General features: G+C 72.7%; 12 protein-coding genes. 5 read left to right on the top strand and 7 right to left on the bottom strand.

The genetic code is table 11. The annotated features are described in order from the left end of the window. Positions 1-70: 70 nt before the first annotated feature. Positions 71-991, bottom strand: coding sequence for an SURF1 family cytochrome oxidase biogenesis protein (locus PV789_RS01220; RefSeq protein ID WP_274975780.1), 921 nt, complete (start codon positions 989-991; stop codon positions 71-73). Between the two features lie 201 nt (positions 992-1,192). Next, positions 1,193-2,239 (bottom strand): chaplin, encoded by a 1,047-nt coding sequence (locus PV789_RS01215; protein WP_274975779.1) that lies wholly within the window; start codon positions 2,237-2,239, stop codon positions 1,193-1,195. A 961-nt stretch (positions 2,240-3,200) separates the two neighbouring features. Here PV789_RS01215 and PV789_RS01210 point away from each other — a divergent pair. Then, positions 3,201-4,301 carry a CapA family protein gene (locus PV789_RS01210; RefSeq protein ID WP_274975778.1) on the top strand — a complete coding sequence of 367 codons (1,101 nt, stop codon included), beginning with the start codon at positions 3,201-3,203 and terminating at the stop codon, positions 4,299-4,301. A gap of 59 nt (positions 4,302-4,360) precedes the next feature. Here PV789_RS01210 and add read toward each other — a convergent pair whose 3' ends face one another. Beyond that, the gene (gene add / locus PV789_RS01205; protein WP_274975777.1) at positions 4,361-5,419 is read right to left on the bottom strand and encodes an adenosine deaminase; all 1,059 of its coding nucleotides are present in this window, start codon (positions 5,417-5,419) and stop codon (positions 4,361-4,363) included. Between the two features lie 94 nt (positions 5,420-5,513). Between add and PV789_RS01200 the strand changes: the two genes are divergently transcribed. Further along, complete coding sequence (locus PV789_RS01200) at positions 5,514-6,233, top strand: hypothetical protein (RefSeq protein WP_274975776.1); 720 nt, start codon at positions 5,514-5,516, stop codon at positions 6,231-6,233. Positions 6,234-6,418: 185 nt separating this feature from the next. Here PV789_RS01200 and PV789_RS01195 read toward each other — a convergent pair whose 3' ends face one another. Next, positions 6,419-7,876 carry an aldehyde dehydrogenase (NADP(+)) gene (locus PV789_RS01195; protein ID WP_274975775.1) on the bottom strand — a complete coding sequence of 486 codons (1,458 nt, stop codon included), beginning with the start codon at positions 7,874-7,876 and terminating at the stop codon, positions 6,419-6,421. 402 nt (positions 7,877-8,278) lie between these two features. Here PV789_RS01195 and PV789_RS01190 point away from each other — a divergent pair, with 402 nt between their 5' ends. The 3 genes from PV789_RS01190 (at position 8,279) to PV789_RS01180 (ending at position 10,567) form a co-directional block, all read left to right on the top strand. Then, positions 8,279-8,869 carry a TetR/AcrR family transcriptional regulator gene (locus tag PV789_RS01190; protein WP_047870402.1) on the top strand — a complete coding sequence of 197 codons (591 nt, stop codon included), beginning with the start codon at positions 8,279-8,281 and terminating at the stop codon, positions 8,867-8,869. Next, entirely contained in the window at positions 8,863-9,732 is an 870-nt protein-coding gene (locus tag PV789_RS01185) for an alpha/beta hydrolase family protein (protein ID WP_274975774.1), read from the top strand. The genes PV789_RS01190 and PV789_RS01185 overlap by 7 nt, the downstream gene beginning before the upstream one ends. Positions 9,733-9,943: 211 nt before the next feature. After that, complete coding sequence (locus PV789_RS01180) at positions 9,944-10,567, top strand: HD domain-containing protein (RefSeq protein WP_017563491.1); 624 nt, start codon at positions 9,944-9,946, stop codon at positions 10,565-10,567. Positions 10,568-10,652: 85 nt separating this feature from the next. On the opposite strand, the gene PV789_RS01175 is transcribed toward PV789_RS01180, so the two are convergent. The 3 genes from PV789_RS01175 to PV789_RS01165 all read right to left on the bottom strand — a co-directional run bounded on the left by PV789_RS01175 (position 10,653) and on the right by PV789_RS01165 (position 13,756). Then, the gene (locus tag PV789_RS01175; protein ID WP_274975773.1) at positions 10,653-11,411 is read right to left on the bottom strand and encodes a sulfite exporter TauE/SafE family protein; all 759 of its coding nucleotides are present in this window, start codon (positions 11,409-11,411) and stop codon (positions 10,653-10,655) included. A gap of 232 nt (positions 11,412-11,643) precedes the next feature. Continuing rightward, a complete protein-coding gene (locus tag PV789_RS01170; RefSeq protein ID WP_274975772.1) occupies positions 11,644-12,567 on the bottom strand; it encodes an SPFH domain-containing protein in 924 nt (307 codons plus the stop codon). A 403-nt stretch (positions 12,568-12,970) separates the two neighbouring features. Continuing rightward, positions 12,971-13,756, bottom strand: a complete 786-nt coding sequence (locus PV789_RS01165) for an ABC transporter ATP-binding protein (protein ID WP_212641937.1) — start codon at positions 13,754-13,756, stop codon at positions 12,971-12,973. Positions 13,757-13,794: the final 38 nt, after the last annotated feature.

The following is a 13,794-nucleotide window of genomic DNA, read 5'->3' as shown; positions in this document are numbered from 1 at the left end:
GAACTGCCGGGCGCCCCGTGGCCGGACCCCGCGGACAGCGACCGGCCGGCGCAACGGACGCGCCCCCGTGTCAGGCGGTCCCGGACCCGCCCCTGCCCGCGGTCGCGCCGGAGTCCTCCCCGGACTCGGCGGGCCCCTCGGAACTCCGGCTGGACCCCACGGCCTCGGCGGACTCGGCAGGCTCGGCGGTCGCACCGGTCTCCCCAGCCCCTGCGACCTCCGCGGACGCACCGGACTCACCCGCCTCGGCCTCGCGGGCGTCCCGGATCTCGCGGCGGACGAGGAAAACCCATCCGCCGACGGCGACGACGGCGAACACCCACCACTGCACGGCGTAGGACGCGCTCATCCCCGCGTCCTCCTCGTGCAGGACGACCGGTTCGGGCGCCGCCTCCGGCATCGGGTCCTGCCGGGTCAGGTCGACGTAGCCGCCGTAGACGGGGTAGGGCAGGTCCGCGGCGATCCGGTCCACGTCGACCATCATCAGCTGCCCCTCGGGCAGGTCGTCGCGGTTGCGCAGCCCGGTGTTCTCCTCGGTCTCGGAGTAGTGCAGGCGCCCGGCCACCTCCACGGGGCCCTCCTGCGCGGGCGGCACCTCCGGCTGGTCGAGAGCGGTCTCGCCGCGCTCGACCCATCCGCGGTTGACCAGGACCGCGCTCCCCTCCTCGGTGACCAGCGGGGTCAGCACGTGGAAGCCCACGCCCCCGGAGCCGTCGCGGTTGCGCAGCAGGATCTCGTGCTCGGTGTCCCAGGTTCCGGTGGCCTCGACGGTGCGCCAGCGGTCGTCGGGGTCGACGTCCTCGCCGACCCGGGTCAGCTCGGCCACCGGCACGGGGTCGGCGGCGAGGTTGGACTGCTGGAGGTCGACCGCCGCGCCGCGCTGCCCGGCCCGGTCCAGCTGCCAGAAGCCCAGCCAGACGAAGCTGGGCACCAGCACCAGCACCAGCGCGTGGAAGGCCAGCATTCGTTGCGAGAACAGGACTTTGAGCACGTCTTCGAGGTTATGAGACTCCTCCGGCCGCCTCGCACCGCCCCTCGCCTCCACGTACCGCGCGGTCCCGGCCCGCCCGACCCGGCCCGCCGCCACGGCCGGGACCGGACGCCGTACCCGTGCGACGGCCCGCACCCGGACGGGGCCGCCGGTCACCGGCGGCCCCGCGTGTGGTCGGGGAACCCGGGTCCCCCGACCGTGCTACTCGTCGTCGCCGGTCACGGCGGCGGCCTTGCGCTTGCGGGCGAAGTACAGCCCGGCGCCGCCCGCGCCGACCGCGGCGACGCCCGCGGCGACCAGACCGGCCAGGGCGCCACCGGTCACGGGGAGCTGCTCGTCGGCCTGGGGCCCGGTCGGCTCCTCGCCGGTGCTGGAGTCGTCCTCGCCCTTGTCCTCCTCGCGGGGCACCTCGGGGTTCTCCTCGCCCGGCTCCTCGGGCTTCTCCTCCTCCGGCTTCTCCTCCTCGGGCTGGCCGGGCTCCTCGGGCTTCTCCTCGCCGGGCTCCTCCGGCTTCTCCTCCTCGGAGATGATCTCCATGCAGGAGCCCTCGGCCAGGCCGAGCACGGACACGGCGTTGCCGCAGATGTCGACGGCCGCGTCCACCGGGACCACGACCTGGTTGCCGCTGCCGATCCCGCCCGCGCCGCTGGTGGCGGTGTCGGGGGTGCCCTCGTTCTCGGGGGAGGCCTGGATGATGTTGATGATGGTGGTGCACTTGGCGCTGGAGCCGCCCAGGATGGCCACCGAGTTGCCGCAGATGTCGATGGCGGCGTCCACGGGAACGATGATCTGGTTGCCGCTGGCCACACCGCCGGAGCCGTCGGTCCTGGTGGTGGGCGCGTCGGCGCTCTCCTCCTCCAGGACCTCGACCACCTCGACGCACTCGGCCTGGCTGATGCCGCCGACCGCGACCGAGTTGCCGCAGGCGTCGATGGCGGCGTCCACGGGAACGATGATCTGGTTGCCGCTGGCCACACCGCCGGAGCCGTCCGTGGCGGCCCCGCCCTGGCCGCTGGCCTCGTAGAGGACCTCCGAGACCTGGGTGCACGTGGCGCTGGAGATACCGAGGATCGCGATCGAGTTGCCGCACAGCTCGGCCTCGATGTCCACGGGCACGACGATCTGGTTCCCGCTACCGATGCCGCCGGAGCCGCTGGTGGTGGTATCGGCGAAGGCCGCCGCGACGGGTGCCACGACCAGTCCGGCGGTCATGACGGTGGCGAAGGAGTAACGGAGTGTGTTGCGCATGTGCGGAGGTGACCTTTCACGGATACGGCTTGGGGATCGCGCCGTTGCGGCGCTGGTCCGCGACAGGACCGGTGCCCGTGTCGTCTCGCGGGTCCGGCTGTCCACGGCGGGCGGGTCCGCCAGCAGGGAAGGCTGCGTGACGGCGGGGTGACCCGCGTGTGTGAAGTCGCGGTTCGAAAGCTCGCGGAACCGCCGACGGACCGAAACGTTAGCAAGCCGTCGAAGGCTCGCAGGCGTTTTCGGAAAATACACTTCCCCAGTATAAGTACAGCCAGCAATGCATTAGCCACATGGAGTGATAAGCACAGCTCACAGCGCACCCTTTTGACTACCCTGTGCTTATAAACACCCACTCTGGGTTGTCCGAGGAAAATAAAATTTTCCCGGTAAACCCCATTTCTGAACCTACTAAGCAACTTCGAAGATTCGTATCCCAGCCGACCCCGGGCGCCCGAAAACCTATGCCAGATTTCCTCTCCCGTGCACGGATAATTCCTTTGTGGGCGAAATCCGGAGAAGAGGGGAAAGCCCACGGAATCCGGCCGGGGCGCCGTACCGCCCGGAGGGCGCGACCGCCGGAACCGCGCCAACCGGGGACGAGCCCGCCGAGGACGCGCGCCCCCGGACCGCGACCGCCGGAAGACGTGCGTGCCGTTCGTCACCAGGGCGCGCGAACCCCCTCAGCCGCAGGGGCTCCAGGGTCCGGCAGAGCCCTGAACTGGACAAACACAGCGAAAGCGCTGGTCACGCGCACCTACCCTGAACTCGACCGGCCGTCGACGCCGTCGGCACCCGGACTCGATGACCGCGCCCCGTGGTAGGGGAGCGAACACCCGTGGTCATCGCCGGTGACGGAACGAGGAACCCGGATCCCTCCAGCCACGAAGGCCAACCGGAAGCGTGTGACGTGCGTCCCAATTATCAGGATATGCCCCGTTTCCCCCGCCCCACTGGAGCATGCATGCAACCCGTATCCCCGCGCCCCCGCGCGCGCACCGCGGTCGGCGCCGCGGCACTGGCCCTCGCCCTCCTCCCCAGCGCCTGTTCCTTGGGCGACGCGGCGCCGGACCCGCCCGAGGGCGCGGCCCCGCCGTCGCCCGGCACGGAGCCCGGGGCCCCGGAACCCTTCACCGTCGCCTTCGGCGGTGACGTGATGTTCGAGGGCCTGCTCGAACCGGCCCTGGACGACCCGCGGACCGCGCTCGCGCCGATCGCGCAGCAGCTCTCGGCCGCCGACCTGGCCATGGTCAACCTGGAGACCGCGGTCACCGAGGGCGGCACCCCGGCCCCGGACAAGGCGTACGTGTTCCGCGCGCCCGCCACCGCCCTGGAGGCCCTGGACGCCGCCGGGGTGGACGTGGCCACCGTCGCCAACAACCACGGCATGGACTACGGCGTGGACGGACTGGCCGACACCCTCGCGAACGGCGAGGCCTCGCCCGTGGCGCTGGTCGGCGCCGGGCGCGACGCCGCGGAGGCGTACACGCCCCACGTCGCCGAGGTCAACGGCCAGAGCGTCGCCCTGTTCGGCGCCACCGACGTCATGGACGACCACCTCATGGCGGAGTGGACGGCGGGCGAGGGCAAGCCCGGCCTGGCCTCCGCCAAGGGCGAGACGAAGCAGCGGCTGCTCACCGCCGTCTCGGAGGCCGCCGCGGAACACGACAACGTGGTGGTCTTCATGCACTGGGGCCTGGAGGGCTCGCACTGCCCGCTCCCGCACGCCCCCGACCTGGCCCGGGAACTGGTCGACGCGGGCGCGTCCGCCGTCGTCGGCGGCCACGCGCACGTGCTGTCCCCGGGCGGGTTCCTGGGCGACTCGTACGTGCACTACGGCCTGGGCAACTTCGTCTTCTACAACTTCGAGGGCCCCACCGCCGAGACGGGTGTGCTCACCCTCACCTTCGACCAGGGCAGCGTGATCGGGTCGGACTGGGCCCCGGCGCGGATCCGGGGCGGCGTCCCCGTCCCCTACGAGGGCGAGGCCGCCGCACAGGCCGCGCGGACCTGGGTGGACATGCGCGCCCAGTGCGGGCTGCCGCTGGCCGACCCGCCCGCCTAGGACCGCGGCGGCCGTTCACGCACCAGGCCGTCCCACCGGCGACCGTTCCGGCCGGGACGCTAGCGCAGCGCCGCGACCTTCGCCGGGTCGACGCCGTGGCGGGCGGCGACCTCGCCGATCTCCGCCAGCAGCGCGTGGCGGCGGGCCGCGCCCAGGTAGGAGGCGTGCACGCCGTTCGCCGCGAGCCCGACCAGGTCGGCGGCGTCCAGCCCCAGCGCGTGCGCGGCACGGTACTCGTTGTTCAGGTCGGTGCCGAACATGGTCGGGTCGTCGGTGTTGAGGGTGAGCAGCAGACCGGCCTCCAGCATGCGGGGCAGCGGGTGGTCGCCCAGCTCGGCCACGGCTCGGGTGCACACGTTGGAGGTGGGGCTGATGTCCACCGGGATGCGCCCCTCCACCAGGCGACCGACCAGCGCCTCGTCGCGCATGGAGTCGATGCCGTGGCCGATCCGCTCGGCGCCGAGCGCGTCCAGGGCCTCGCGCACCCGCTCGGGGCCGCCGTGCTCACCGGCGTGCGGCAGGCTGGCCAGCCCGGCGGCCCGGGCCCTGCCGAACACCCCGGCGTACTGCTCCAGCGGGGTCTCCACGCCGCCGACGCCGAAGCCGACGACGCTGGGCGGCGCGTCGCGCAGGACCGCCTCCACGGTGGCCTCCGCGCTCTCCAGGCCGAAGTCGGCGGGGAAGTCGGGGATCCACCGCAGCTGGATGCCGTGCCGGCTCTCGGCCGCGCGGCGGGCCTCCTCGATGCCGTCGAAGACCACGCGGGCGGGCACCCCGCGCATCAGGTGGGTGTAGAGGCTGACGTGCATCTCGGCGTAGCGCACGTTCTGCGCGGCCAGGCGTTCGGCGACCGCCGAGGCCAGGAGTGCGAAGTCCTGCTCCTCGCGCAGGGTCGCGACCGAGGCGAGGTAGACCTCGACGAAGTGCGGGAAGTCGGTGAAGACGTACCAGTCCCGGAGTGCCTCCAGGGTGTCGGGAACGTCGGTGACGCCGTGCCTGCGGGCGAGGTCGAACAGGGTGTCGGCGGGCATCGACCCTTCGAGGTGGACGTGGAGTTCCACCTTGGGCAGGTCGCGGACGAGCGCCTCGACGTCGGGAGGCGTGGAGTGGGTGTGCATGGCGACAAGTTACGCGTGCCGAGGGGTAGCCCCAAGCCCTCGCAGGTCAAGTTCACAGCTGTCCGTCAGAAGCGGGCCCGGATACGGTGTGAAGGTGATCCCCCAGCCCCCGCCGAGGTTTCCGCGTCCGCCGTCGGGCACCGCCGTGTTCCGTGCGCGCAACCTGATCCGCTCGCAGAACAGGCCGCGCCTCTTCGCCTACCCCGTCTTCGGAAGCGTCCTCCTCCTGCTCTGGCTGATCCTCCTGATCCCGGCCAGCGAACTCACCGACTCCCGTGCGCAGTTCCTGACCTACTCAGGTGTCGGACTGGCCCTGGTCGTCGGGGCGACCGCGCTCGTCGGTGAACTGGCCGCCCGGGGAGTGCGCCGCTCTTCCGGTCACGCCCCCCTGCCGACCAACGCCGATCCGTACCGGCTGGCGATGGCCGAGAAGCTGGTGGAGGAGGGGGTGCTGTGTCCCGACCCCGGGACCAACTGGCTGGCCCGGATCATGGCCGAACGAAAGCTGAGGGAGTACGCGATCCGGTTCCCCCGCCGCACGTCCGCCATCTGGGCGGCGGTGTCGTGCGTGCAGGCCGGATTCCTGGTGTGGTGGCTGACGACGGAGGGCGTCTCCGTGAACACCGTGTTCCTCCTCTTCGCCCTCCTGTGCAACGTGCTGTTCGTGTTCCTGCATCCGACCATGGCGGCTCGGGACAGGCGTTGCGCCGAGGCGGTCCGTGACGCCTACGACCACCACGCCGCCGAAGGATGGCACTCCTGGGACCCGATCACCGCGTCCCCGGCGACTCCGCGCGCGACGCGCTGCTCCTAAGGGGGCGGGCCCGGCACGTCCCTCGGCGCGGTGTCCCGTTCCCTGTGGCGGCCCCGGAGACCGGTCCCCGTCACACACCGACCCCCGAAGCCGCGTCCGGCACGTCCGCGGTCGGCCCACGCGACGACGCGCCCCGTGGGCACGGCACCCGCCGGGCGCATCGGCCGACGCGCCCGGCGGACCGGTCAGGCGGAGGGCGCTGCGCCGTTCACGCGGCGCGGCACGCCCAGCGGGTTGTCGTCACGCAGCTCCCGGGGGAGCAGCGACTGCGGCACCGACTGGTAGGTGACCGGGCGCAGGAAGCGCCGGACCGCGGTGGTGCCCACCGACGTGTGCAGCGGCGCGGTGGTGGCCGGGTAGGGGCCGCCGTGGGTCATGGCGTGGGTGACCGCCACCCCGGTCGGCCAGCTGTTCCAGAGCACCCGTCCGGCCAGGGACGCGCCCAGCGCCAGCAGCGCGGGCGCGATCTCGTCGTCCTCCTCGCCGTGCACGGTCACGGTGAGCTGGCCGCCGAACACCCCGGCCGCCTCCAGCAGCCGCCGCTCGTCGGGGTAGGTGACCACGAGCGTCGCCGGGCCGAAGCACTCCTCCAGGAGGGTCTCGGCGTTCTCCAGCAGGGAGTCCAGGTCGGTGCGCAGCAGGGACGGGGTCCAGTCGTCGCCGGTGCGCACACCCTGGACCAGCACCTCGGTGGCCGGGTGGGCGCTCAGGGCGTCCAGCCCGCGCACGAAGCCCTCGGAGACCCGCTCGTTGAGCAGCGGGGCGGCCGCGCGCCCGCCGAAGTCGGCGACGAGGGCGTCGAGCTTGGTCTCCTCCGGCACGAACAGCACGCCGGGCTTGGTGCAGAACTGGCCCGAGCCCATGGTGGCCGAGTCCGCGTACCCGCCCAGGATCTCGTCGCCGCGCGCGGAGGCGGCCGCGCGGGTGACGAACACCGGGTTCACACTGCCCAGCTCCCCGTAGAAGGGGATCGGGTCCGGACGCGAGACCGCGAGGTCGAACAGGGCCCGACCGCCGGGGATGGACCCGGTGAAGCCCACGGCCCGGGTGAGCGGGTGGGTGACCGCGCGCCTGCCCGCCTCCACCCCCTCCACCAGGGCGAAGCAGCCCTCGGGCGCCCCGGCTCCGTCGAGCGCCGCGACCACGATCTCGGCGGTGCGCCGGGCGAGCCGGAGGTGCCCGGGGTGGGCCTTGACGACCACGGGGCATCCGGCGGCCAGAGCGGAGGCGCTGTCCCCTCCGGCCGTGGCGAACGCGAACGGGAAGTTGCTCGCCCCGAACACCACCACCGGGCCCAGCGGGACCAGCAGGCGGCGCACGTCCGGGCGCGGGGTGCCCCAGTCGGGGTCGGCCGGGTCCACGGCGGCCTCCAGGTAGGAGCCCTCCTCCAGGGTCTGCGCGAACAGGCGCAGCTGGAAGGTGGTGCGGCCCAGCTCCCCACGGCAGCGCGCCTCGGGGTAGTGCGCCTCCTCCATCGCGATCGGCACGAGCTCGTCGGCGGCGCCGTCCAGGGCGTCGGCGACGGCGCGCAGCAATCCGGCGCGCTCGCCCGGGGTGAGGGCGGCCAGGAGCGGCGCCGCGGCGGCGGCCCGTTCCATGACGGCGTCGAGTTCCTCCGGCGTGGTGTCCGGGGCGGTGGTCATGGCTCTCAGCCTCCAGGAGGGTGTGTACGCTGCGTCGGCCCTGATCCAACCATGCCAGAGCCGATCAGGAAAGCGCTATCCAAACTCGGGGCGCGCTGTGCGCGCGCAGCGCCCGGGAGGCCCCGGCCGGGGTCCCCCTCGCTCCGGACCGCTGGCCGCGCTCCGGGAGGGGCGGGGGAACGAAACTGGAATTTCCCCGGAACCAGGTGATTCCGGAAAGGCATCATAGGAGCTGTGACGACAAACTCCCGAAGCTCAACACCCCCGCGGTCACGACGCTCCCCAGGCAGTACGGGGGGTGACCACGCGTCACGCGAGGGCCGTGGACGAGCCAGCGTCGCCCACGACGAACTCGCCTTCGCGCAGGCGCCGCTGCGGAGGCTGCCCGCCCAGCAGCGCAGCATGCTCAGGGTCCAGCGCATGCTCGACTGCTGCGCCGAACTCCTCGACGAGGTCGGCTACGACAACCTCTCCACGACCAGGATCGCCGAGCGCGCCGGGGTCGCCATCGGCTCCGTCTACCAGTTCTTCCCGGACAAGAAGGCCATCACCCAGGCCCTCGGGCTGCGCTTCCTCGACCAGTTCGGCACGCGCGTCACCGAGCGCCTCGCCGACGCCTCCTTCAGCCACTGGACCCTGGCCGTGGACGCGGTGGTCGACGAGTACATCGACATGCACCGCCACGTGCCGGGCTTTCGCAGCCTGCACTTCGGTGACATCGTCGACCCGCGCCTCCTCAACGGAGGCGCCGACAACAACCGCGTCATCTCCATCCGCCTGCGCAGGATCATCGTCTCTGTCACAGGCATCCCCGACAATGAGGAGCTCGACCGGGCCATCGACGTCGCCGTCGAGGCCGCGGACGCGGTGCTCAAGCTCGCCTTCCGCGACGACCCCGAGGGCGACCCCGCACTCGTCCGCGAGGCCAAGCACCTGGTCAGCAGTTACCTGTCCCACTTCTCCCGACGCAACGGAGGCGACCATCCGTGGTAGCCGACGCCGGCACCCTCTCCCGACCCGTCACCGGAACGGCCGCCGGAGTGCCCTTCCTGGCCCTGCCGCCCGCCAGCGGTGACGTCCCGGCCCCGCTCGTGCTGGGCCTGCACGCCTTCGAGCCGCCCCGGGCCGAGGCCGCCCTGGCCGGAACCGTGCCCATGGCCCCGCTCCCGGCCTGGCGGGTCTACCTGGGCCTGCCCCTGTTCGGGGCCCGGCTCCCCGAGGGCGGCGTCGCCGAGATCAACCGGCGCGGCGAGCGCGACTACCTCGTCGAGCTGTTCGGCCCGGTGGTGGAGGAGGCCGCCGCCGAGCTCCACCGCGTCACCGCCGAACTGCGCGCCGCCTTCCCCGTCACCGACGCACCCGTCGGGCTGGTCGGCGTGGGCGCCGGGGCCGCGGCCGTCCTGCTCACCCTGGCCGAGGGGCGCCTGCCCGTCGGCGCCGCCGCCGCCGTCAACCCGGTCGTGGACCCCGCCCTGGTCATCGCCGCGCGGGAGCGGCGCACCGGCACGGCCTACGAGTGGACCGAGCAGGCCCTGAGCACCCGCCACTGGCTGGACTTCGGCGGCCGCGCCGAGGAGGTCTCCCGCGACCGGGTCCCCCTGCTCGTCGTCAGCGGGGGCCGGGACGAGGTCGTGCCCCCCGAGCACGGCCGGTCGCTGCACGACGCCGTGGCGGCCCACGCGCCCGAGCATGCGCTCCGTCACATCGTGGTCCCCGACCTGGCCCACGCCATCGGTCCGGAACCGGGCCTGAGCCCCGGCCCGCTCACCCCGGCCGGAGTCCTCACCGACCGGGCGCTGACCGAGTGGTTCCACCAGCACCTGAGCTCTTCCGACCAGGTCCGGACGGCGGAGTAGGGGCTCCGGCGGGCCCCGCCGGGCGCTCCGTCCGCTCCCCGGCCCGGTGCGAAACCCCACGTTCACCGGGTGCACCCCGGCGTCTCCTCCCGCGTCCCCTCAACGGACGCCGGCGCGACAGCTGGTGCGCGTTCCATGGGATCATCCAGTGGCGGCCGCACCGAGCGGCCCACCTGACCGTTTCGACTCATCCTTCAGGAGGGCGAACCACGTGACGGAACCGGCACCGGTCTTTGCCAGCGGGGTCGACAACGAGCGGTTGAACGCGCAGCTCCGCTTCCTTCTGGAAGTCGACAAACTCAAGCGCATCCTGCGGCAGTCCCTCCTGGTGGACGGCTCCCGGCGGGAGAACTCGGCCGAGCACTCCTGGCACCTGGCCCTGTCAGCCCGCACCTTCGCCGAGTACGCGCCCGAGGGCACCGACATCGACCGCGTCGTCGAGATGCTGGTCCTCCACGACATCGTCGAGATCGACGCCGGGGACACCTTCCTCTTCGACACCGTCAACTCCCGGACCCAGGCCGAGCGCGAACGCGCCGCGGCCGACCGCATCTTCCCCCTCCTGCCCGAGGACCAGGCCGAGCGGGCCCGCGAGCTGTGGGAGGAGTTCGAGGCGCGCGCCACCGCCGAGGCGCGGTTCGCCCGCGCGGTCGACCGGCTCTCGCCCATGCTCGCCAACTGGCACAACGAGGGCGGCACGTGGGTGCGCTTCGGGATCACCCGGGCGCAGGTGATGGAGAAGGTCAAGCTGATCCAGGAGGGGTCGGAGGCGCTGGGCGCCTACGCGACCGCCCTGGTGGACGACGCCGACCGCCGCGGGTACTTCCGGACCTGACCCCCGGTGGGGACCGGCGCGGGACCCCCTCGCGGGACACCGCGGCGGTCGCCGCGAGTCCGCGCGGGGGTCGGGCGGGGCGGGGTCAGACCCGGCCCATGAGGATCTGGACCGCGGCGGACAGCCCCACCAGCACCAGGCACACCCGCAGGGCGGCCGGGCTGAGCTTGCGCCCGAACCTCCCGCCCAGGTATCCGCCGATGATGGTCCCGCAGGCGATGAGGCCGACCACCGGCCAGGCGGGCTCGGCCAGGATGATGTAGAACACCGAGGCCGTGGTGTTGACGATGGTGGCGAGCATGTTCTTCAGGGCGTTGAGCCGCTGGATCTCCTCGTCCAGGGCGGTGCCCAGGATGCTCATGAGGATGATCCCCTGGGCGGCGGCGAAGTAGCCGCCGTAGGCTCCGGTCCCGTAGGCGCCCAGCGGCAGCAGCGGGCCGCCGTCCCTGTGCGCGGGCCTGCGCGAGCGGACCCACCGGGTGATCCGCGGCTGGAGGACGATCAGCACGCAGGCGAGGCCGATCATGAACGGCACCACGGCCTCGAACACGCCCGGGGGCAGGTAGATCAGCAGCAGGGCGCCGGTCACCGCGCCGAGGAAGGACATGCTGCCCAGCCGCAGGATGCGGGCGCGCTGGCCCGCCAGCTCCCGGCGGTAGGCGATGGTGCCGCTGAGCGTCCCGGGGGCCAGGCCGATGCTGTTGGAGACGGTGGCGGTGATCGGCGGGTAGCCGAGCGCCAGGAGTACGGGGAAGGTGAACAGCGTCCCCGACCCCGCGATGGCGTTGATCCCGCCGGCGGCCACACCGGCGAGGAGGATGACCGCGGCCTCCCAGAGTTCCATCCGCCCAGCTCTCCCTGTCCGCCCCCGACGGTCGAGGGCGACAACAGACTACGAGAGCGGGTCATCGGATGATCATGCCGGGATGCGCGGAGGGCCCGAGCCCGGTACTGGACCGGGCTCGGGCCCTCGCGGTCCGGCCCTCAGACTGCCGGTCCGGCGCCGGGCGACCGCTGCGCGGGGCGGGCCCCGCCGCACGGGACGCGCGTCCGGCCGGCCGGACGGCGAAGCCGGGTCAGGGGGCCCTGACCACGTCGTCGCGCAGCCGGTCGAACGCGGCGCCGACCCCCTTGAGGGCCTGGCCCATCTCGGCCGGGACAACCCACACCTTGTTGGCGTCGCCCCGGGCGATCTCCGGGAGCTTCTGGAGGTAGTGGTAGGCCAGCACGTCCGGGTCGACCCGGCTGGTGTGCAGGGCCTTGAACACCATGTGGATGGCGTCGGCCTCACCGCGGGCCCGGGTGGTCTGGGCCTCGGCGTCGGCCTTGGAGGTGAGCGCCTGCGCCTCGGCCGCACCCCTGGCCCGCAGCACCGCGGCCGAGCGCTCGCCCTCGGCGCGCAGGACCGCGGACTGCTTCTCGCCCTCGGCGCTGAGCAACTGGGCGCGCTTCTCCCGGTCGGCGCGCATCTGCATCTCCATCGCCTCCTGCACGGAGGACGGCGGCTCGATGCCCTTGAGCTCGATGCGGCTGATCTCGATGCCCCAGTCGCTGGTGGCCTCGTCCAGCACGGCCTTCAGCTCGCGGTTGATCGCGTCGCGGGAGGTGAGCGTCCCCTCCAGGTTCATGCCGCCGATGACGTTGCGCAGCGTGGCCAGGGTCAGCTGCTCGACGGCCTGGATGAAGTTGGCCACCTCGTAGGTGGCCCGGTAGGCGTCCACGACCCTGATGTAGACCGCCGAGTCGACCTCGACCGCGAGGTTGTCCTCGGTGATGGCCGACTGCGGCGGGAAGCTCACGACCTGGACGCGGCGGTCGATGCGCTCGCGCACGTGGTCCACACCGGGGACGACGATGTTGAAACCCGAGCTCAACGTCCGGTGGAACTTACCGAAACGCTCGACGACGTCCTCCATCGAGTGCGGAACGATACGCACGCTCCGCCAGAAGACGAGCAGCAGAACCGCGACGAAAAGCGCCACGATGATGATCATGGTCATGGGGCCGCCCCGGTTTCCGGACGGAGGGCGTCATTCGGTATCGGCATCTGGGCAGCTCCGGATCTCCAGACGGGGGTGACAGGCGGGCACGGACCGCGCCCGGCGGCCCCGCCCACCCGAAGATCATAAAGCGCGCCGAAATGGAGCGATCCGCTCACCGTCCGCTGACGCTACCCCATATGCGCCGGGGCGACCACATCCGGACAGAAACACTGTTTATGGTCAATACATTTACTCAGTTAACGCAATCCAATAACGGGGAAAGTCTGTCGTCGGGGGCTCATGCGCACGGACGGAACACGTGCCGGACGACCGGGTCTGCGCACGCCCGGAACCCGGCACGGGGCGTCCGCCCGGACGGGCTCCGGCGCACCCGTGCCGCCGCCCCCGGACGGGCGCTCCCTCAGACGGCCCGGGCGCTCCAGCGGTCGCCGTCCCTCTCCACCTTCAACGCGAGCCCGAAGGTCTCCGACAGGTGGTCCGCGGTCAGGACCTCGTCGATCGGCCCGGAACGCACCACCGAGCCCCCGCGCAGCAGCAGGGCGTGCGTGGTCCCGGCGGGGATCTCCTCCACGTGGTGGGACACCACCACCAGCGCGGGCGCAGCCTCGTTGCGGGCCAGGCTCCCCAGGCGGCGCACCAGGTCCTCCCGCCCGCCCAGGTCCAGCCCGGCGGCGGGCTCGTCCAGGAGCAGCAGCTCCGGGTCCGACATCAGCGCGCGGGCGATGAGCACGCGCTTGCGCTCGCCCTCGGAGAGGGTGTGGAAGCGGCGGTCGGCCAGGTCGGCGACGCCCCAGTGGCCCAGCAGGGCGCGGGCGCGGCCGTAGTCCGGGTTCCCGTACTCCTCGCGGAAGCGGCCCACGTAGCCGTAGGCGGCGCTCAGCACGATGTCGAGGACCTCGGTGCCCTCCTCGATCCGCGACGCCACCGAGGCGCCCGCGTAACCGATCAGCGGACGCAGCTCGAACACGTCCACCCGGCCCAGCCGCTCGCCGAGGATCTCCACCTCGCCCGCGGTCGGGTGCGTCTGGCTGTAGGCCACGTTGAGCAGCGTGGTCTTGCCCGCGCCGTTGGGGCCCAGGACCACCCAGCGCTCGCCCTCCAGGACCGTCCAGTCCACCCCGTCCAGCAGATGGGCGTCGCCCCTCCGCACCGTGACCCCGCTCAGGCCCAGAACACGCCCGTCCATCGTCCTCCCTCACGTCACGTCCCACGCCGGTGCACGGG

This window comes from Nocardiopsis camelliae (genome assembly GCF_028993595.1).
In the GTDB taxonomy this organism is placed as follows: domain Bacteria; phylum Actinomycetota; class Actinomycetes; order Streptosporangiales; family Streptosporangiaceae; genus Nocardiopsis; species Nocardiopsis dassonvillei.
This window is presented reverse-complemented; position numbering and strand designations above follow the sequence as displayed.